Here is a 22,237-nt window from a genome sequence, read left to right on the forward strand (position 1 = left end):
GAGCAGCGGTTGCTGACCGATCTCGCGCCGATCACGCCGGAGTCTTCCGTGATCCCGGTCTATTCCTCGGTGACCGGCGAGGTGACGGACACGGCTGGCTGGGACGCCGGGTACTGGTACCGGAACCTGCGCAACACCGTGCGGTTCGAGGAAGCGCTCTCCGCGGCGCTGGCGGCCGGGTACGGCGCGGTGGTCGAGGTGAGTCCGCATCCGGTGCTGGTGCCCGCGGTGCAGGACATCGTCGACGAGCGCGGGGCCGCGGTGGCTGTGGTGGGCACGTTGCGCCGCGACGAAGGGACTCCACAGCGGATGGTGCTCGCGGTGGCCCAGGCATATGCGCTCGGTGTGGCAGTGGACTGGACCCCTGCGTTCACCGGCCAGGGTGCGGCGCGGGTCGCGTTGCCGACGTACGCGTTCCAGCATCAGCGGTACTGGCCCGAGCTCGCGAGTGGCCCGGCCGACGTGTCGGCGGCTGGGCTGACCGCCGCGGAGCATCCGCTGCTGGGCGCGGTGGTGCCCTCGCCCGACTCGGACGCGGTGGTGTTCACCAGCCGTCTGTCGGTGCGGACGCATCCGTGGCTGGCTGATCATGCGGTGCGGGAGTCGGTGGTGTTCCCGGGAACCGGTTTTGTGGAGCTCGTCATCCGGGCCGGCGACAGCGTCGGGTGCGACCGCCTCGACGAGCTGGTCCTGGAGGCGCCGCTGGTGCTGCCCGCCCACGGCGGAGTGCAGATGCAGGTGGTGGTAGGCGACAGCGAGGACGAGGCAATGCGGCGGAGTGTGGCCGTCTACGCGCGCCCCGACGGAGAAGATGCCTGGACCCGCCACGCCACCGGGTTCGTGGGCGCCGTCCCGCCGGGAGGCGGTGGGCACGACCTGTTCGGCATCCTCGAGCGGGCCTGGCCTCCGGCCGGCGTGACGCACGTGGACACCGAGGGGTTCTACGAGCAGCTACGCGAAGGCGGTTTCTTCCGGTACGGCCCCGTTTTCCAGGGGCTGCGCAGGGTCTGGCGTAGCGATGACCAGATCTTCGCCGAGGTCGAGCTGCCCGAGTCCGCACGCGATTCGGCCGAGTCGTTCGGGATCCACCCGGCGCTGCTCGACGCCGCGCAGCACGCGACGGCCTTCGCGGAGCTGGGCTCCGCGGGGACCGGCGGGTTGCCATTCAGCTTCGGCGGCGTCGTGCTCCGCGCCTCGGGTGCGGCACAGCTGCGCGTGGCGCTGACGCGGACGGGTCCGGACGAGGTCACGATCGCGGTCGCCGACAGCACCGGGGCGCCGGTGCTGTCGGTCGGCTCGATGGCGGTGCGGCCGGTGTCGGCCGGCGAGCTCGGCGCTAGCACCGGTGACCGGACACTGCTGAGGACGGAGTGGGTCGACGCCCCCCTCTCGGCCGGGGCTTCGCCGACGCATTGGCTGGCCGTCGGTCGGACCGGCGAGGACCACACCGGAATGGAAGCGGCCGCCGCGGCTCTCGACGACGGCCTGTCGGCGCCGGATGCGGTCGTGCTGGCCGTTTCCGGTGACGTGGACCGGGTGGTCGAGTCCACGCACGAGCTGAGCGGCTGGGTGCTGCGCCAGCTGCAGTACTGGCTGAGTCAGGACCGCTTCGAGTCGACCCCGCTGGTGGTGACGACACGGGGCGCGATCGCCGCGCAGCCTGGCGAAACGGTGCCGGACCTGGCTGCCGCCGCGGCGTGGGGACTGGTGCGCTCGGCGCAGACCGAGAACCCCGGCCGGATCGTGCTGCTCGACACCGGCCCGGGCACCGCGCTCGACGCCGGGGTGCTGGGCCGGGTCCTGGCGGCGGACGAGCCGCAACTGGCGCTGCGCGACGGACAGCTCCTCGCGGGCCGGCTCACCAGGGTCGGCCCGGCCGACGAGCTCACGATTCCGCCGGACACCCCGTGGCGGCTCGACTCGACGGGCAAGGGTGCGCTGGAGAACCTGGCCCTGCTGCCGTGTCCCGAGACCGAGGATCCCTTGGCCTCCGGGCAGGTTCGCATCCGGGTGCACGCCGCGGGCCTGAACTTCCGGGACGTGCTCAATGCGCTGGACATGGTGCACGACGTGCGTGCGGAGGGCCCGCTGGGCGGCGAGGTCGCGGGTGTGGTCACCGAGGTCGGCCCCGGCGTGTCCGATCTGCGGCCCGGCGACCGGGTCATGGGCCTCGTCTCGGGGGCGTTCGGCCCGATGGCCGTCACGGACCGGCGGTTCCTGGCCGAGGTGCCGACGGGCTGGTCGTTCGCGACCGCGGGGTCGGCGCCGATCGTGTTCCTGACCGCCTTCTACGGCCTGGTGGATCTTGCCGGGCTGGGCCCCGGTGAGTCGGTCCTGGTGCACGCCGGCGCCGGCGGTGTCGGCCTGGCGGCGATCCAGCTCGCACGGCACCGGGGTGCGGAGGTCTACGCCACGGCGAGCGAGGGCAAGTGGAGTGTCCTGCGGGAGTGGGGAGTCCCGGCCGAGCGGCTGGCGTCGTCCCGGGATCTCGACTTCCGTGAGCGTTTCCGGGCCGCCACCGCGGATCGGGGTGTGAACGTCGTCCTGAACTCGCTCGCGGGGGAGTTCGTGGACGCGTCGCTCGACATTCTGGCTCCGGGTGGGCGGTTCCTGGAGATGGGCAAGACCGACATCCGTTCTCCGGAGGACTTCCGCGACCGGCCGGTGAGTTACCAGGCCTTCGACCTGATGGACGCGGGCGCCGACCGGATCCAGGAGATGCTGCGGGAGCTGGTGACACTGTTCGAAGCCGGCGCGTTGCGGCCGCTGCCGGTCACGGGCTGGGATGTGCGCCGGGCACCGGAGGCGTTCCGGTTCATGAGCCAGGCCAAACACGTCGGCAAGCTCGTCCTGACCGTCCCGCAGGACCTCGACGGCGCGGGCACCGTCCTGCTGACCGGCGGGACCGGTGGCCTGGGCGGTGTGCTCGCCCGCCACCTCGTCGCCGAGCGCGGCGTCCGGCACCTGCTGCTGGTCAGCCGCCGTGGCGCCAACGCCCCTGGGGCCGCGGACCTGGTCGAGGAGTTGACGGCGCAGGGCGCGGAGGTGACCGTCGCGGCGTGTGACGTGACCGATCGGCAGGCACTGGCCGGGGTGCTCGCCTCGGTGTCGTCGGAGCATCCGCTCACCGGTGTGGTGCACACCGCCGGCGTCCTCGACGACGGGGTGCTCGGGGCGCAGTCGCAGGACCGGCTGGACCGGGTGCTGGCGCCGAAGGTGGACGCGGCCTGGTACCTGCACGAGCTGACCCGGGACCTGGATCTCTCGCTGTTCGCGGTGTTCTCCTCCGTCGCCGGGCAGCTGGGCAACCCGGGACAGGCCAACTACGTCGCCGCCAACGTGTTCCTGGACGCCCTGATGCAGCGGCGCCGCCGCGAGGGCCTGCCCGGACTCTCGATGGCCTGGGGCGCATGGACCACCGAGATCGGCATGGTCGGTTCGCTGTCGAGGACCGACCTGCGCCGCATCACGCGGTCGCCGATGCCGCCGTTGTCGGCTCTGCAGGGCATGGACCTGTTCGACCGGGCCGTCGCCACCGGTTTCCCACTACTGGTGCTGACCCGGCTGAACATGCGTGCTCTGCGTGCCCAGCACGACCTTGCGCCCCTGTGGCGGTCGCTGGCGGGCGGAGCGCTGCGGCGAGCCGCTGACAATACGAGCCACGGGCGGGACGAACTGCGGCAGCGGCTGGCGGCACTGTCCGGTGTGGACCGTGAGGAGTTGCTGACCGAGCTGGTCGGCGAAACCGCCGCGGCTGTGCTGGGCCACGGCTCGGGTGTGCGGATCGATGCGGAACGGCCCTTCAGCGAACTGGGTTTCGACTCGCTGACGGCCGTCGAATTGCGCAACTTGCTGAAGGCCAAGACCGGTGCCGTGCTGCCCGCCAGCGTTGTTTTCGACTATCCGACCGTCGCGCGGCTGGCGCGCTACGTGGGCACGTTCTTCGGTGAGGTCGAGGTTCCCGAACCGGCGGAGGTGTCGGAGGCGGCGGTGCGCGCGGCGCTCGGCTCGATCCCGCTGGCGAAGCTGCGGAAGGCCCGGCTGCTGGACGCGTTGCTCGAACTGGCCCGCGACGGCGACGAACCCGCGGTCGACCGGCGAGAAGAGGAAGAACTCCTGCTCGCGGCGGATGTCGGCGACCTCGTCGACATCGCGCTGCGGGCCGAATGACCGGAGGTCACGATGACTGTGCCCGTGGACAAGTTGACGGAGGCGCTCCGTGTCTCGTTGCTGGCCAACAGCCGGCTGCGCGAAGAGAACCGGGCACTGGTGGACGCCGCGAACGAGCCGATCGCGCTGGTGGGCATGGCGTGCCGGTTCCCGGGCGGGGTGCGCGGGCCGGAGGATCTGTGGCGGCTGGTCGCCGACGGCGTCGACGGTGTCGGCCCGTTCCCCGCGGACCGCGGCTGGGACCTGGACACTCTGCTGGGCCTGGACGGCCCCGGTTCTGGGACCTCGGCGACCGGCGAGGGCGGGTTCCTGGACGAGCCGGGCGAGTTCGACGCCGCGTTCTTCCGGATCTCGCCCCGAGAGGCGGTGGCCACCGACCCGCAGCAGCGCTTGCTGCTGGAGGTGTCGTGGGAAGCCCTCGAACATGCGGGCATTGACCCGAGTTCGCTGGCCGGGAGCCGGACCGGCGTGTTCACGGGCGCCTACCAGTCCGGCTATGCCGAGCTGGTCGCCCGGGGCGGCGAGCAGTTGCGGGCCCACCAGATCACCGGCGGCGCGGGCAGCGTGATCTCGGGACGGATCGCCTACACGCTCGGGCTCGAGGGCCCGGCGGTGAGTGTGGACACGGCGTGTTCGTCGTCGCTGGTGGCGATGCACCTGGCCGCGCAGGCGCTGCGGGCCGGGGAATGCACGCTGGCTCTCGCCGGTGGGGTCACGGTGATGGCCTCACCCGGCATGTTCCTGGGTTTTACCGCACAGGGCGGACTTGCCGCGGACGGCCGGTGCAAGTCCTTCTCCGACGCCGCCGACGGCACCGGGTGGGCGGAGGGCGTCGGTGTGGTGGTGCTGGAGCGGTTGTCGGATGCTCGCCGGCACGGTCATGAGGTGCTGGCCCTGTTGCGGTCCAGTGCGGTGAACCAGGACGGCGCTTCCAACGGCCTGACGGCGCCGAACGGGCCGTCGCAGCAACGCGTGATCCGCCAGGCGCTCGCGGCGGCCGGTCTGTCCGCTTCGGACGTCGATGTCGTCGAGGCGCACGGCACCGGGACGAAGCTCGGTGATCCGATCGAGGCGCAGGCGGTGCTGGCGACCTACGGTCAGGACCGGCCCGAGGGCCGACCGCTGTGGCTGGGGTCGTTGAAGTCGAACATCGGCCACGCCCAGGCCGCTGCCGGCATCGGTGGTGTGATCAAGACGGTGCTGGCGCTGCGGCACGGGTTACTGCCGAAAACGCTGCACGTGGATGAACCGTCGAGGCAGGTGGACTGGTCCCAGGGCGACGTGCGCCTGCTCACGGAGGCGGTGCCGTGGCCGGAGACCGGCCGCCCCCGCCGGGCCGGGGTGTCGTCGTTCGGCGTCAGCGGCACGAATGTCCACGTGATCCTCGAAGCTGCGGGCGAAGCCGCTGTCGGTCCCGCCGGACCGCCTTCCGGGCCGCCTGCCGTCGAGGGCGTGGTGCCGTGGGTGGTGTCGGGCAAGTCGGCCGACGCCGTGCGGGCCCAGGCGGCCCGATTGCTCGAACGGCTCGAGGCGGAGCCGGCGCTGAGCCCGGCCGACGTGGGCTGGTCGTTGCTCACCTCGCGCGCGGCTTTTGACCACCGCGCCGTGGTGGTGGGCGGCGACCGGACCGAGCTGATGGCGGGCCTGCGCGCCACGGCGGACGGCGAGCCCGCCGCGAGCGTGGTCCTGGGTACTGCCCGGAGCGGGGCCAAACTCGGTGCCCTGTTCACGGGCCAGGGTGCGCAGCGGGTGGGGATGGCCCGCGAGTTGTACGACCGTTCGCCGGTGTTCGCGGGGGCGTTGGACGAGATCCTCGCCGAGCTCGATCCGTTGTTGGACCGGCCGTTATGTGAGGTGATGTGGGGTGAGGACGCGGAGCTGATCAACGAGACGGGCTGGGCACAGCCTGCGTTGTTCGCGGTCGAGGCGGCCTTGTTCGAGGTGCTGCGCGCGTTCGGCGTGACCCCGGCCCATCTCCTGGGGCATTCGATCGGTGAGGTCACGGCCGCGTACGTGGCCGGGGTGTGGACGCTCGGTGACGCGTGCCGGGTGGTGGCGGCGCGGGCGCGGTTGATGCAGGCGTTGCCGTCCGGCGGAGCGATGGCCGCCGTCGGGCTGCCCGAGGCGGAGATAGCCGGGTTGCTGCCCGAAACCGTGTCGATCGCCGCGGTCAACACCGCGGATTCGGTGGTGGTCTCGGGGCCGCGAGAAGCCGTGGACTCAGTCGTCGCTGTCGTGTCCGCTCGTGGTGCCAAGGTGACGCGGTTGCGGGTGTCGCACGCGTTCCACTCGTCGTTGATGGATCCGATGCTGGAGGACTTCCGGCAGGTTCTGGGATCGGTGCGGTTTGCGCCGCCGCGGATTCCCGTGGTGTCCAATCTGACCGGGGAGCGGGCGCCCGACGAAGAGCTGTGTTCGCCGGAGTACTGGGTGCGGCAGGTGCGGTCGGCGGTGCGCTTCGCCGACGGTGTGCGGTGGCTGGCCGGCCACGGCGTCGCGGCTATGGTCGAGCTGGGCCCGGACGGGGTCCTGTCGGGCCTGGCGCGGCAGAGCCGCGCGTCCGTCGCGGTGCCGATGCTGCGCTGGCAGGGAACCTCCGAACGCAGCGAGGCCGCGACGGTGGTGGCGGCCCTCGCGCAGTTGCACGCGCAGGGCGTGCCGGTGGACTGGAGCACTCTCTTCGCCGGGCAGGCCGCCGCGCGGATTCCGTTGCCGCCGTACGCGTTCCGGCATGAGCGCTACTGGCTCGACGGCTCGAACCGGGCGGTCGACGTGTCCTCGGCCGGACTGACCGCCGCGGAGCACCCGTTGCTGGGTGCGATGCTGTCGCTTCCGCAGACGGACGGGTTCGTGTTCACTAGCCGTCTGTCCCAGCGCACGCATCCCTGGCTGGCCGAGCAACCGGTGGGAGGCTCGGCGGTGCTGCCGGCCACCGCCTACGTCGAGCTGGCCGTGCGCGCCGGTGACAGCGCCGGGTGCGACCGGCTGGACGAGCTGGTGGTGGAGACTCCGCTGGCGTTGCCCGATCGCGGCGGTGTCCAGTTGCAGATTGTGGTCGGCGACCGCGTGGATGGGCGCCGCGAGGTGGGTTTGTACGCCCGGCCGGACGGTGAGGAGACCTGGACCCGGCATGCCACGGGGATGCTGAGCACCGGATCATCCGATATCGATGGTGACGACCTGGTTGCCGCGTTGGGTCGGGAATGGCCGGTGCCCGGTGCGACGGCCGTGGACCTCGGCGACACCTCTGGGCGCGGCCCGCTCGTCCCCGACGTGACCGGGGTCTGGATCCGCGGCGACCAGGTGTTCGCCGAAGTCGAGCTGCCGGAGTCCGAGCACGATCTGGCCGCGTCCTTCGGCATCCACCCGGCGCTGCTGGACGCGGCTCTGCGGACGGCGGCCTTCGCGCAGCCGGCGCAGAGCGCGGCGGTCCCGGCCGCCTTCGGCGACGTGGTGTTGCACGCCTCCGGCGCGGCGCGGCTCCGCGTGGCCTTGACCCGGACCGGCCGGAACGAGATCTCGGTCGCCGTGGCGGACGGCGCGGGACTGCCGGTGTTGTCGATCGGGTCGGTGATCGCGCGGCGGACGGACAGTGCGCCCCCCAGCACGGGCGACGGGTCCGTACTCGCCATGGAGTGGGTCGGGATCACTCCGGCGGCCGGCGCGGACCTGCGTGACTGGCTGCTGGCCGGCCCGGACGACGCTCGCTTCGCGGACCTGACCGCGCCCGGCGAGGAGAGGTCGGTACCGCAGGCGGTGGTGCTGGCCGTGTCCGGTGCCGCGGACGCGGTGGTGGAGTCGACGCACGAGCTGACCGGACGCGTCCTGCGGCTGCTGCAGCACTGGTTGGCCGACGGCCGGCTTTCGGCTGTCCCGCTGGTGGTCCTGACTTCGGGAGCCGCCGCCGCCGGGCCGGACGAAGGGGTGCAGGACCTGGCCGCAGCCGCGGTGTGGGGCCTGGTGAGGTCGGCCCAGACGGAGAACCCTGGCCGGTTCGTGCTGCTCGACTCGGACGCCGAGCCGGACACCGCGACCGTGAGCCGGGTCCTGGCCTCGGGCGAACCGCAGGTGGTGATCCGCGAAGGCCGGATGCACGCGGCCCGGCTCGTCCGCACCGAGCCCGGCGAACACGCCTTCACGCCGCCCGAGCCGGGCACCGTGGTGATCACCGGTGGGACCGGCGCTCTGGGCGGTGTCGTGGCCCGGCACCTCGTCGGTGCGCGCGGGGTCCGGCACCTGTTGCTGCTCAGCCGGCGGGGAATGGCCGCCGCGGGAGCCGCGGACCTGGTCGGGGAGTTGGCGGCGCAGGGGGCGGAGGCGACCGTCGCCGCGTGCGACGTGACGGACCGGCAGGCCCTCGCGGAGGTGCTGGGGGCGGTTCCGCCGGAGCGGCCAGTGACCGGTGTCGTCCACACGGCCGGTGTGGTCGACGACGGCGTGCTCGGTTCCTTGTCACAGGAGCAGGTCGACCGGGTGCTGGCGCCGAAGGTGGACGCGGCGTGGCACCTGCACGAACTGACCCGGGACCTCGATCTCTCGCTGTTCGCGGTGTTCTCCTCCATCGGCGGCTCGCTCGGCAGCGGCGGGCAGGCGAACTACGCGGCGGGCAACGTGTTCCTGGACGCGTTGATGCAGCAGCGCCGGCACACCGGGCTGCCGGGGCTGTCGATGGCGTGGGGTCCGTGGACCACGGAGATCGGCATGACCGGCACGTTGTCCGACGGGGACCGTCGGCGCATCGCCCGCTCGGCGATCCCGCCGCTGACGCCCGCGCAGGGCATGGAGCTGTTCGAGCGCGCACTGGTCACCGATCGGCCCGTGCTGGTGCTGACCCGGTTGAACCTGGCCGCGTTGCGCGCTCAGACGGAGGTCGCGCCCGTGTGGCGTTCGCTCGCCGGTGGCGTGCGCCGCCGGCGGGCGGACGACGGGACCGGCGGCCAGGACGGCCTGCGACAGAGGCTCGCCGGACTGTCCGAAGCGGACGGACTGCGGCTGCTGATCCGTCTCGTCCGGGACAGCGCCGCAGCCGTGCTCGGTCACGCGCCGGAGGCGCGGATCGAGGCGGACCAGCCATTCAGCGAGCTGGGCTTCGACTCGCTGACCGCGGTCGAGCTGCGCAATCTGGTGCAGGCCAGGACCGGGCTGGCGATGCCCGCGAGCCTGGTGTTCGACTACCCGACCGTCGGCCACGTCGCGCACTACCTGGCGGCCGAGTTCGGCGACGTGTGCCCGGAGATACCGTCCGCCGTGCGGGAGTTGGTGCCGGTCGGCGACGATCCGGTTGTGCTGGTGGGGATGGCGTGCCGGTTCCCGGGTGGGGTGTCGGGTCCGGAGGATCTGTGGCGCCTGGTCGCCGACGGCGCCGACGGAATTACGCCGTTCCCGGCCGATCGCGGCTGGAACCTGGACGCGTTGCTGGGACCCGACGGCTCCGGATCGTCCGCGACCGGGGAAGGCGGGTTCATCGACGAGATCGGCGACTTCGACGCGGCCTTCTTCCGGATCTCGCCACGGGAGGCGCTGGCCACCGACCCGCAGCAACGGTTGCTGCTGGAGGTGTCCTGGGAAGCCTTGGAACAGGCCGGGATCAAGCCCGCGTCCCTGGCCGGCAGCTCGACCGGCGTGTACGTCGGCGCGTACCAGTCCGGGTACGCCGAGCTGGTTACCCGCTCCGACGGACAGCTGCTGGGCCACGCCCTCACCGGCGGCGCAGGCAGTGTGATTTCCGGCCGGATCGCCTACACACTGGGCTTGGAAGGCCCTGCGGTGAGCGTGGACACGGCCTGTTCGTCGTCGTTGGTGGCAATGCACTTGGCGGCTCAGGCATTGCGGGCGGGGGAGTGCTCGCTCGCGCTGGCCGGTGGTGTCACGCTCATGGCTTCACCGGACACATTCGTCGGCTTCAGTGTGCAAGGTGGCTTGGCTGCCAACGGGCGGTGCAAGTCGTTCGCGGATGCGGCCGACGGCACCGGCTGGGCCGAGGGCGTCGGCGTGGTGGTGCTGGAGCGGCTCTCCGATGCCCGGCGGAACGATCACGAAGTTCTGGCTGTGCTGCGCTCGAGCGCGGTGAACCAGGACGGTGCGTCGAACGGATTGACGGCGCCGAACGGTCCTTCGCAGCAACGGGTGATCCGGCAAGCACTGGCCGCGGCAGGACTGTCTGCTTCGGACGTCGATGTCGTCGAAGCCCACGGTACGGGTACGAAGCTCGGTGATCCGATCGAGGCGCAGGCGTTGCTGGCGACCTACGGCCAGGATCGGCCCGCGGAGCGGCCGTTGTGGCTGGGCTCGTTGAAGTCGAACATCGGCCACACGCAAGCGGCGGCCGGTGTCGGTGGTGTGATCAAGATGGTCATGGCGTTGCGGCGCGGTGTGTTGCCGAAAACGCTGCACGTGGACGCGCCATCGACGCAGGTGGATTGGGCGCAAGGCGACGTCCGACTGCTCACGGAGTCGATGCCGTGGCCGGAAACCGACCACCCTCGGCGGGCCGGGGTGTCCTCGTTCGGCGTCAGCGGAACCAATGCGCACATCATCCTCGAAGCGGCCGCCACCGCCGCCGCCTCACCCGGCGTCGACCCCGGCGGTGTCGTGCCGTGGGTGCTGTCCGGCAAGACGGAAGAGGCGCTGAGGGCGCAGGCGGCGCGCTTGCTGGCGCACCTCGAATCCGATGCGTCGTGGCGTCCGGTGGATGTGGGCTGGTCGCTGATCGATTCGCGGACGGTGTTCGAGCACCGGGCTGTTGTCGTGGGCACCGATCAGGACGAGCTGCTGAGCGGAGCGCGCGCTGCCGCCGCCGGCGAACCCGCCGTGGGTCTCACCGAAGGCGTCGCCCGGGCCGGTGACGGAGTGGTATTCGTGTTCCCGGGCCAGGGTGCCCAATGGGTGGGGATGGCTCAGGACCTGCTGGCCGAGTCGCCGGTGTTCGCCGAGTCGATGCGCGAGTGTGCGGCGGCGATGGCGCCGTTCGTCGACTGGTCGCTGGAGCAGGTGCTCGGTGACGAGGCCGCGTTGGCGCGAGCCGACGTCGTGCAGCCGGTGTTGTGGGCGGTGATGGTGTCGTTGGCGGCGGTGTGGCGGTCGTTCGGGGTCGAGCCGGCCGCGGTGGTGGGGCACTCGCAGGGTGAGATCGCGGCCGCGTGTGTGGCCGGTGCTCTGTCCTTGTCGGACGGTGCTCGTGTTGTGGTTCTCCGTAGCCGCGCGATCGCCGACACCCTGGCCGGTGGTGGGGGCATGGTGGCCTTGCCGATGGCGGTCAACGAGGTCGGGGAACTGATCTCGCAACGGCCGGCGGTTTCGGTGGCGGCAATCAACGGCCCGGCATCCGTGGTGGTCGCCGGGGAGCCGGACGCCCTCGACCGGTTGCTGGCCGACTGCGAAGGCGACGGGATCCAGGCGCGCCGGATCGCGGTGGACTACGCCTCGCACTCGCCGTCGGTGGAGCGGATCGAGGATCGGCTGCTGGCGGACCTGGCCCCGGTCAGCCCCCGCTCGTCGACGGTTCCGGTCTACTCGTCGGTGACCGGGCAGCTCGCGGACACCGCGTCGTGGGACGCCCGGTACTGGTACGACAACCTGCGCAACCCGGTCCTGTTCGAAACGGCGCTCGGGGCCGCTCTTGACGCTGGTCCCGACCTGGTGATCGAGATCGGTCCGCATCCGGTGCTGGTCCCCGCGGTGCAGGACATCGCGCAGCAGCGAGGGAAACCCGCGGCCGCGGTGGGAACACTCCGCCGCGACTCAGGAACCCTGCGGCGAGTGGTCTTGTCGGTGGCCCACGCGTGTGCTCTGGGCGCCGAGGTGGACTGGGCGCGGGTGTTCGCCGACCGCGGTGCGCGGCGGGTCCCGTTGCCGACGTACGCCTTCCAACGCCGGAGTTTCTGGCCGGACACGACCGGCGGCCGGGTTGACGTGTCCGCGGCCGGGCTGACGGCCGCGGACCACCCGCTGCTGGGGGCGATGCTGCCGCTGCCGCAGACCGACGGGGTGGTGTTCACCAGCCGGCTTTCCCTGCGGACGCATCCGTGGCTGGCGGATCACGCGGTGCGGGACGCGGTGGTCTTCCCCGGCACCGGGTACGTGGAGCTGGCGATCCGGGCAGGCGACAGCGTCGGGTGTGACCGCCTCGACGAGCTCGTGCTGGAGGCGCCGCTCGTCCTGCCCGCGCACGCCGGGGTTCAGCTGCAGGTGGTTGTGGGGGCCCTCGATGCTCCTGCCGCGGCCGAAGCGCGCAGCGTCGCGGTGTATGCGCGAGTGGACGGCGAAGAGTCCTGGACCCGCCATGCCACGGGCGTGGTGAGCGCAGGCTCGGGTGAGGCAGGCGGCACCGAGCTGTTCGACCCGGTGAGCCGCGACTGGCCCGGGCCGGGCGCGACGGCACTCGACACCGACTACTTCTACGACAGGCTCGCCGACGAGGGTTTCCTCCGGTACGGCCCGGTGTTCCGGGGGCTCACCCAGGCCTGGCAGTGCGGGGACCGGGTTCTGGCCGAGGTCGAGCTGCCGGAGTCCGGGCGTGGTGCGGCCGAGTCGTTCGGGATCCATCCGGCGCTGCTGGACGCGGCGTTGCACGCCTCGGTCTTCGCGGGGCTGGAAGCGCGAGGAGCGTTGCCGTTCAGCTTCACCGGCGTGGTGTTGCGCGCCTCGGGTGCGTCCCGGCTCCGGGTGTCGTTGACCCGGACCGGACCCGACGAGGTCGGTGTTGTGGTGGCCGACAGCGGCGGCTCGCCGGTGTTGTCGATCGGCTCGCTGGCTGTGCGGGCGGTGTCGACCGGCAGCCTCGCCGTCGTCCCGGGTGACGGTGCTCTGCTGAGGGTCGGCTGGATTGCCGCCGAGGGGCCGGTGGTGCCGGTGCCGGTGGCGGACTGGCTCCTGGTCGATCGCGCGAGTTCGACCGGCACCGCGTACGCCGACCTCGCCGAGGTCAGTGCCGCACCGGCGGACGGTGCTCCTCCGCAGGCGGTGGTACTGGCTGTGGCCGGCGACCGGGACGCGGTGGTGGACTCCGTTCACGAACTGACCGCCTGGGTGCTGGGGCAGCTGCAGCACTGGCTGGCCGAGGATCGCTTCGCCTCGATCCCGCTGGTGGTGGCGGTGCGGGGCGCGGTCACGGTCGAGGACGGCGAGCCGGTGCGCGACCTGGCCGCGGCGGCGGTGTGGGGGCTGGTGCGCTCGGCGCAGACCGAGAACCCCGGCCGGATCGTCCTGCTCGACACCGACACCGAGCTGGACCACGACGTCCTGGGCCGGGTTCTGAGCACCGACGAGCCGCAGCTCGCGTTGCGCGGCACGCGGCTGCACGCTGCCCGTCTGACGAGGGTCCGGTCGGCGGACGACCTGGTCGCACCGGAGACGGAAGCCTGGCGGCTGGAGTCCGCGGAGAAGGGCACGCTGGAGAATCTCGCGTTGGTGCCGTGTCCCGAGGTGACGAATCTCCTGCGGCCTGGCCAGGTCCGGATCGAGGTGCGCGTGGCTGGCCTGAACTTCCGCGACGTGCTCAACGCCCTCGGCATGTACCGCGGTCAGGCCGGCCCCTTGGGCAGCGAGGTCGCCGGGGTGGTCACCGAGGTCGGCCCGGAGGTGACCGGGCTGGCGCCCGGTGACCGGGTGATGGGCCTGGCCTTCGGCGGCTTTGGCCCGGTGGCCGTGACCGACCGGCGGTTGCTGACGGTGATCCCGGCCAGCTGGTCGTTCGCCGTCGCCGCGTCGGTTCCGATCGTGTTCCTGACGGCGTACTACGGCTTGGTGGACCTCGCGGGTCTGCGGGCGGGTGAGTCGCTGCTCGTGCACGCCGGTGCCGGTGGCGTCGGCCTGGCGGCCATCCAGCTCGGCCGGCACCTCGGCGCGGAGGTCTACGCAACGGCGAGCGAAGGCAAATGGGGTGTCCTGCACGAGTGGGGTGTCGACGAAAGCCGGGTGGCCTCGTCGCGGACCTTGGACTTCCGGGAGCGCTTCCGCGCTGCCACGAACGGGCGCGGCGTCGACGTGGTGCTCAACTCGCTGGCCGGCGAGTTCGTGGACGCCTCGCTGGACCTGCTCGTGCCGTCCGGCCGTTTCGTCGAGATGGGCAAGTCCGACCTCCGCTCGGCCGAGGACCTGCGGGACCGTTGCGCCGACTTGAACTACCAGGCGTTCGAACTGACCGACGCCGGGTTCGAACGCATTCAGCAGATGCTGCGGGAACTGGTGAGCTTGTTCGAGGCCGGTGTGCTGCGGCCGTTGCCGGTGCGCAGCTGGGACGTGCGCCGGGCCCAGGACGCCTTCCGGTTCATGAGCCAGGCCAAGCACGTCGGCAAGCTGGTGCTCACCGTCCAACGGGCACCGAACTCTTCGGGCACGGTCGTGATTACCGGCGCCGGCGGCCTGGGTGGTGCCCTGGCCCGCCACCTGGCCGGCGAGCACGGTGTCCGGCACCTGCTGCTCGTCAGTCGGCGCGGCTCGGCCGCGCCGGGTGCTTCAGCGCTGGTCACCGAGTTGGCGGCGCAGGGCGCGACGGTGACGTTCGCGGCGTGCGACCTGACGGATCGGGAAGCCCTGGCTGCGGTGCTGGCCAGGGTTCCGGCGGAGCGGCCAGTGACCGGGGTAGTGCACACCGCCGGGATACTCGAGGACGGCGTACTCGGCTCGCTCTCGCCGGATCAGCTCGATCGCGTGCTGGCGCCGAAGGTCGACGCGGCGTGGCACCTCCACGAGCTGACGCGGGATCTGGACCTGTCGTTCTTCGTGGTGTTTTCCTCTCTCGCCGGGCTTCTGGGCAGCGGCGGCCAGGCCAACTACGCTGCGGCCAACGTGTTCCTCGACGGTTTGGTGCAGCACCGTCGTGAGCAGGGGCTGCCGGGCTCGTCGATGGCCTGGGGCGCCTGGACGACCGAGGTCGGGCTGGTGGGCACCTTGTCCTCGGCGGACCTTCGCCGCATCGAACGGTCGGCCCTGCCGCCGTTTTCGGTGGCGCAGGGCATGGACCTGTTCGACCGGGCGATGCGCTCCAGCCAGCCGGTGCTCGGACTGGCCCGGCTGAACGCACGGGCGTTGCGGGCTCAGCAGGACGTGCCGGCCCTGTGGCGGTCGCTCGTCGGCGCCGTGCCGCGCCGCACTGCCGACAACACCAGCGACGGTCGGGGCGGGCTGGGGCAGCGGTTGACGGAACTGTCCGTGGGGGAGCGTGAGCAGGCGCTGGCGGAGCTGGTCCGGGAGTCCGCCGCGGCGGTGCTGGGCCACGGCTCGGGGGCACAGATCGACGCGGACCGACCGTTCCGGGAGCTGGGCTTCGACTCGCTGACGTCGGTGGAGCTGCGGAATCTGCTGCGGGCCAGGACGGGTGCGGTGCTGGCGGCGAGCGTGGTGTTCGACTATCCGACGGTCACGCGGCTGGCGAGACACCTGGCTGCCGGGTTCGGCGCCGGGCAGCCGGCGGAGCCGACTGCGGTACCGGCGGCGGTGTCGGTTTCCGACGACCCGATCGTGCTGGTCGGGATGGCGTGCCGGTTCCCGGGTGGTGTCGCGGGTCCGGACGACTTGTGGCGGCTGGTCGCCGATGGCGCCGACGGCGTCACCCCGTTCCCGGCCGACCGCGGCTGGAACCTGGACACCCTGATCGGGCGTGAGGGACCTGGTTCCGGAACCTCGGCGACGGCTGAGGGCGGGTTCCTCGCCGGTGTCGACGAGTTCGACGCGGCGTTCTTCCGGATCTCGCCGCGGGAGGCGCTCGCCGCGGATCCGCAGCAGCGGTTGCTGCTGGAGGTGTCGTGGGAAGCCCTGGAACAGGCGGGAATCGATCCGACCTCGCTGGCGGGCAGCCCGACCGGCGTGTTCGCCGGCGCGTACCAGTCCGGATACGGCGAAATGGTCGCCCACGGCAGCGACCGGCTGCTGGGCCACCAGATGACGGGTGGCGCGACCAGCGTGATTTCCGGCCGGGTGTCCTACACGCTGGGTCTGGAGGGCCCGGCGGTGAGTGTGGACACGGCGTGTTCGTCGTCGTTGGTGGCGATGCACCTGGCCGCGCAGGCGTTGCGGGCGGGCGAGTGCACGCTGGCGTTGGCCGGCGGGGTGACCGTGATGGCCTCGCCGGACACGTTCGTCGGCTTCACCGTGCAGGGCGGAATGGCCGCGGACGGCCGCTGCAAGTCCTTCTCCGACGCCGCCGACGGTGCCGGCTGGGCCGAGGGCGTCGGTGTCGTCGTGATGGAACGGCTGTCCGAGGCCCGTCGCAACGGTCACGAGGTGCTGGCGGTGCTGCGGTCGAGCGCGGTGAATCAGGACGGTGCGTCGAACGGGTTGACGGCTCCGAATGGTCCGTCGCAGCAACGGGTGATCCGCCAGGCGCTCGCGGCGGCCGGTCTGTCTGTTTCGGACGTGGATGTGGTCGAGGCGCACGGCACCGGGACGAAGCTCGGTGATCCGATCGAGGCGCAGGCGGTGCTGGCCACGTATGGTCAGGATCGGCCCGAGGGCCGGCCGTTGTGGCTGGGGTCGTTGAAGTCGAACATCGGCCACGCGCAGGCGGCCGCGGGCGTCGGCGGCGTGATCAAGATGGTGATGGCGCTGCGCCACGGAGTGCTGCCCAGGACGTTGCACGTGGGCAAGCCCTCCACCCAGGTCGACTGGTCCCAGGGCAACGTGCGGCTGCTGACCGAAGAGGTACCGTGGCCCGAAACCGGCCGTCCGAGGCGGGCGGGAGTGTCCTCGTTCGGGATCAGCGGCACCAACGCGCACGTGATCCTCGAGGCTCCCGCCCGCACCGACGTTGTCCCGGCTGCCGACACCGGCGCTGTGGTGCCGTGGGTGCTGTCCGGCAAGTCGGCTGAGGCGGTGCGGGCTCAGGCGTCCAGGTTGCTGGGGTTCGTGGCGGCGGACCCGACCTTGCGTCCGGTGGATGTGGGCTGGTCGCTGGTCGGCTCGCGGGCGGAGTTCGACCACCGCGCCGTGGTCGTGGGCGGTGAGCGGGCCGAGCTATTGGCGGGCTTGCGTGCGGTTGCGGCCGGTGAATCCGTGCCCGGTACGGTTCGGCCGGGCACTCGGCTGGGTGTGCTGTTCACGGGGCAGGGTGCTCAGCGGGCGGGGATGGCTCGGGACTTGTTCGACCAGTCCCCGGTTTTCGCCGCCGCGGTGGAGGAGATCCTCGTGGAGCTGGATCCGTTGCTGGATCGGCCGTTGCGTGAGGTGATGTGGGGCGAGGACACTGAGCTGATCAACGAGACGGGCTGGGCACAGCCTGCGTTGTTCGCGGTCGAGGCGGCCTTGTTCGAGGTGCTGCGCGCCTTCGGTGTGACCCCGGATTACCTGCTGGGGCATTCGATCGGTGAGGTGACCGCGGCGTACGTGTCAGGTGTGTGGTCGCTGGCTGACGCGTGTCGGGTGGTGGCCGCGCGGGCGCGCTTGATGCAGGCGTTGCCATCCGGCGGCGTGATGGCCGCACTGGAGATTTCCGAGGCCGAGATCGCGGACCTGCTGCCGGACGGCGTGTCGGTGGCCGCGGTGAACACCGACGATTCGGTGGTGGTCTCGGGTCCTCGGGCCGAGGTGGACCGGGTGGTGGCGGCTGTGGGCGAGCGTGGCCGCCGCGTGTCGCGGCTGCGGGTGTCGCACGCGTTCCATTCGGCGTTGCTGGACCCGATGCTGGGCGAGTTCATGCGGGTGTTGGAGTCGGTGCGGTTCGCGGAGCCGCGGATTCCGGTGGTGTCCGATGTGACCGGTCGGGTGGCGACGGCTGAGCAGTTGTGCTCGCCGGAGTACTGGGCCCGCCAGGTCCGAGTGCCGGTGCGGTTCGCCGACGGCGTGCGGTGGCTGGCCGAGCAGGGTGTGACGGCGATGGTCGAGCTGGGTCCGGACGGCGTGCTGTCCGCGCTGGCGCAGCGCAGCTGTGCTCCGGGGACGGTGGTGACGCCGGTCCTGCGGCGCGAGCACAGCGACACGTCGACGCTGTTGTCGGCGATCGGACAGCTGTACAGGCGAGGCGTGGCCGTGGACTGGACCACGGCGTTCGCCGGTCGAGGAGGCATCCGGATCAGTCTGCCGACGTACGCCTTCCAACGGCAGCGCTTCTGGCCCGACGCGACCGGCGGCCGGACCGAGGCCTCCGCCGAATTGCGGTCCGCGGACCACCCGTTGCTCGGGGCGGTGCTGTCGTTGCCGCAGTTCGACGGCGTGGTCTTCACCAGCCGCCTGTCCCTGCGGACCCACCCGTGGCTCGCCGATCACGCGGTGCTCGGCGAGGTGGTGTTGCCCGGTGCGGCGTACATCGAGCTGGCGATCCGCGCCGGCGACGGCGTGGGCTGCGGTCGGCTGGACGAGCTGGTGCTGGAAGCGCCGCTGGTGCTGCCCGTTCGAGGCGGCATGGAACTTCAGGTCGTGGTCGGCGGCGCCGACGCCCCCGAACCCGAAGGGCGGCGGAGCGTCACGATCCACGCCCGCCCGGACGGTGCAGAGACCTGGACCCGGCACGCCACCGGCGTGGTGAGCGCGGCTTCGCTGCCGACTCGGGCGGACGGGTTGTTCCAAGCCGTCGGCGGGACCTGGCCGGTGCCCGGTGCGACGCCGGCGGATGTCGAGCGGGTCTACGACCGGCTCGCCGATCTCGGGCTCGAATACGGGCCGGTGTTCCGGGGCCTGACCGAAGCCTGGGAGAGCGGGAACCGGATCTTCGCCGAGGTGGATCTGCCCGAGTCCGCCCGCGGGATGGCGGGTTCGTTCGGGATCCATCCGGCTCTGCTGGACGCCGCTTCACATCCGGTCGCCGTCGCGGGCGCGGACTCGGTCGGTTCCGGCCGGTTGCCGTTCCGGTTCACCGACGTGGTGTTGCGAGCTTCGGGTGCGGCTCGGCTTCGGGTGGTGCTGATGCGTCTCGGGCCGGACCAGGTGGCGATGGCCGCCGCGGACAACACCGGTATGCCGGTGCTGTCGATCGGTTCGCTGGCCGTGCGGGCCCCGGTGGCAGGCAGCCGCACCGCCGGCGACGAGGTGCTGCTGCGGATGGAGTGGCTCGAGACCACCGGCACCGCGGCTCCGGTGAGCGAGTGGCTGACGGTCGAAACCGCTTTCGAGCGAGAGACGGCACCGCAGGCTGTCGTGCTCAACGTGTCCGGTGACCCGGACGCCGTCGTGGTGTCCACCCACGACATGACCGGCCGGGTCAGGGGCCGGCTGCGGCACTGGCTGGACGAGGACCGCTTCGGCGCCGTCCCGCTGGTCGTGGTCACGCGGGGTGCCGTCGCGGTCGAGCCCGGTGAGCCGGTGAGCGACGTGGCCGCGGCCGCCGTGTGGGGTCTGGTGCATTCGGTGCAGGCCGAGAACCCTGGCCGGCTCATCCTGCTCGACACGGATGCCGACCTCGACGCCGACGCGCTGGGGCGAGTCGTGGCCGCCGACGAGCCGCAGCTGGCCCTGCGCCGAGGCCGGCTCCACGCCGCCCGGCTCACCCGGACCGGCGACACCGATGGACCGGTCACATCACTGGTGTCGGGTACGGTCGTGATCACCGGCGGTGAGCGGGCCCGCGTGGTCGCCCGGCATCTGGTCGCCGAGCACGGTGTCCGGCGTTTGCTGCTGCTCGGTCGACGCGGTCCGGACGAGCCGGAAACGGCGGAGCTGGTGGCGGAATTGGCTCAGCAGGGCGCCGAAGTCACGGTCACCGCGTGCGACGTGACCGATCGGCGAGCCTTGGCCGAAGGGCTGGCCTCGGGTCCCGCGGATCAGCCGCTCATCGGCGTCGTGCACACCGCCGAGGCCCGCTCGTTGCCCGAGGAGGGCTCGGACTCGGTGTCGGGGCCGACGGTCGACGCGGCTTGGCATCTGCACGAACTGACCCAGGATCGGGATCTGGCACTGTTCGTGATGTTCTCGTCGTTCGCCGGCCTTGAGGGCAGCGGCGGACAGGGCGGTGACGCCGCGTTTCTGGCCGCGCTGGCGCGGCACCGCCGTGGTCAAGGCTTGCCGGGCCTGTCGATCGCCTGGGACGACCGGGCGGGCGAGCCGGAGTTGTCCGCTGCGCAGGAGATGGCGCTCTTCGACCGGGCGCTGGGCACCAATGACGCGGTTCTGGCAGCGACCCGGCTGGATGCGCGGGCGATGCGGGCCCGGCCGGAACTCCCGGCGCTGTGGCGGTCTCTTGCCAGTGGTCCACGACGGCGGGCGGCCGACAACAGCCGACCCGATCGCGAGGGTCTGAGGCAGCGGCTCGCCGGGCTGTCCGAAGTGGACCGCGAGGAGGTGCTGATCGACGTGGTCCGCGAAGCGGTGGCGGCGGTGCTGGGCCACACCTCGGGTGTGTCGATCGATCCGGACCGGCTCTTCGGCGAACTGGGTTTCGACTCGTTGACGGCGGTCGAACTGCGCAACTCGCTGCATGCCAAAATCGGCGTGGAGCTGGCCGCGACCCTGGTGTTCGACCACCCGGACCTGCGCAGCCTGGCCAGGGAGCTGAACGCGGTGTTGTCCGAGCTGCCGCGGGTCGGCGACGGCGGTGGTCCGCTGCCGGAACACCACGACCTGTTCGGTGAGCTCTACCTCAAGGCGATCGAGAACGGCCAGTCGGAGCTCGGCGACGAACTCATGATCAAGGCCGCGCGGTTGCGCGAGAAATTTGACGACCTGGCGCAGGTGAAGCAGAAGCCGGCCGTGGTCCGCATTTCCCCGGCAGGGGACGGGCCGCACTTGATCTGCGTGTGCCCGACCATCATGACCACCGGGCCACAGGTTTACCTCCGGCTCGCCGCGGAGCTCACGGCCCGGGGAAACCAGGTGTCGGCCCTGGTGCCCCCGGGTTTCGCTGCCGGCGAGCCCCTGCCCGCGACCCGGGCCGCGTTGGTGACCAGTTTGGCCGACACGGTCGAGGAATTCGTGGGTGAGACGGAGTTCTCCCTGGCCGGACACTCCTCCGGTGGGGTGGTGGCGTACGAGCTCGCACAGGAGCTGCACGCTCGTGGCCGGGCTCCCGCCAGCCTCGTGCTGCTCGACACCTACACCTTGAATCTCAAGGGCGAGCGGGGCGTGTTCGACGACGAGGACCTGCAGCACGCGTTGAACACCAGGCTGGTCGAGTACGTGCGCCGGATGGGCTTCGACACGCTGTCCGAACGGATCACCGCGCAGCTGTGGAACCTCGATCTGCTCAGGGGCTGGCAGCCTGCGGGGATTTCGGTGCCGTCGCTGTACATCCGCTCGACACAGGCCCTCGCGCACGGGGCAGGGGACGAATGGCGTGATGAAGTGGCCGCCGCGGCGGACTCGGTCGTCGAAGTGCCTGGTGACCACTTCACCATGCTGGAAGCCGAGCAGGTGAGCTCGACCGCCAGGGCCGTCGGGGAATGGCTGGAGAATGTACGGTGAAAGCGGCTGCGGTGCAGGTATCCGTAAGCCGGGGTTGCCGTGGGTGCCCGCATTTCCGGCGACAGAAAAAGGCGGCGTTTTTTCGGGGCCGGCGAGTGCGATCGGGCAGCACCGGGGAACCAGAGCTTCTTTACCCGTGACCAAGTTTCCTTTACTATTTGAGATATGGCACGTGTTCCCTATCTCACTTCCTCCACCGCTTCCGAAACTATCGCGGAACCGCTGTCGAAGCTGCCGTCGCTCCACGTTTTCGGATTGATGGCCCACGCCGAGACCGCGTTCCGGCCGTGGCTGCGCTTCAGCGGAGCGCTGCTCAATCACCTCGCCCTGGACCCGGTGCTGCGCGAGTTGGCGATTCTGCGGGTCGGGCAGCTCGCCGCCCGCTACGAGTGGGACCAGCACGTGCCCCTCGCGCTGGCGGTGGGTGTGACTCAGCAGCAGATCGACGCGCTGGATCGGGGTGACCTCGACGCGCTGGAGCCGTTGCTGCGCGCCGTGGTCGACTTCGTGACGGGTGTCGTGCGCGACGAGGTCGACGACGCGACCTACGCGTCGGTCAGCGCGTTTCTGGACGACCGGGAAGTCGTAGAACTCACGCTCGTCGCGGGCCACTACCTGATGGTGGCCCGGATGATGACGACCCTGCGCATCGACCCCGACCCGGCGGCCGGAGCGGACGCGCTGTTGCTCGGCTGATCCGGACCTCGATCGCGCGCGGCCTGAGCCGGACCCGCGATCGGGG

Annotated in this window: 3 protein-coding genes; all 3 read left to right on the forward strand. The window is 71.6% G+C overall.

All coding sequences use genetic code 11. The features are described 5' to 3' along the window. Positions 1–4,170, forward strand: a 4,170-nt coding sequence (locus ACIQCZ_RS36985; protein WP_402289608.1) for an SDR family NAD(P)-dependent oxidoreductase, incomplete at its 5' end; no start/stop codon positions are given. 18 nt (positions 4,171–4,188) lie between these two features. Then, a complete protein-coding gene (locus tag ACIQCZ_RS36990; protein WP_402289690.1) occupies positions 4,189–21,495 on the forward strand; it encodes an SDR family NAD(P)-dependent oxidoreductase in 17,307 nt (5,768 codons plus the stop codon). A 165-nt stretch (positions 21,496–21,660) separates the two neighbouring features. Next, a complete protein-coding gene (locus ACIQCZ_RS36995; RefSeq protein ID WP_402289611.1) occupies positions 21,661–22,191 on the forward strand; it encodes a carboxymuconolactone decarboxylase family protein in 531 nt (176 codons plus the stop codon). Positions 22,192–22,237: the final 46 nt, after the last annotated feature.

This window comes from Streptomyces sp. NPDC093149, from assembly GCF_044754145.1.
Taxonomy (GTDB): Bacteria; Actinomycetota; Actinomycetes; order Streptomycetales; family Streptomycetaceae; genus Streptomyces.

Excerpts from the sequence above, each read along its gene's own strand:
- ACIQCZ_RS36995 (WP_402289611.1), top strand. The coding sequence starts at position 21,661 with ATGGCACGTGTTCCCTATCTCACTTCCTCCACCGCTTCCGAAACTATC.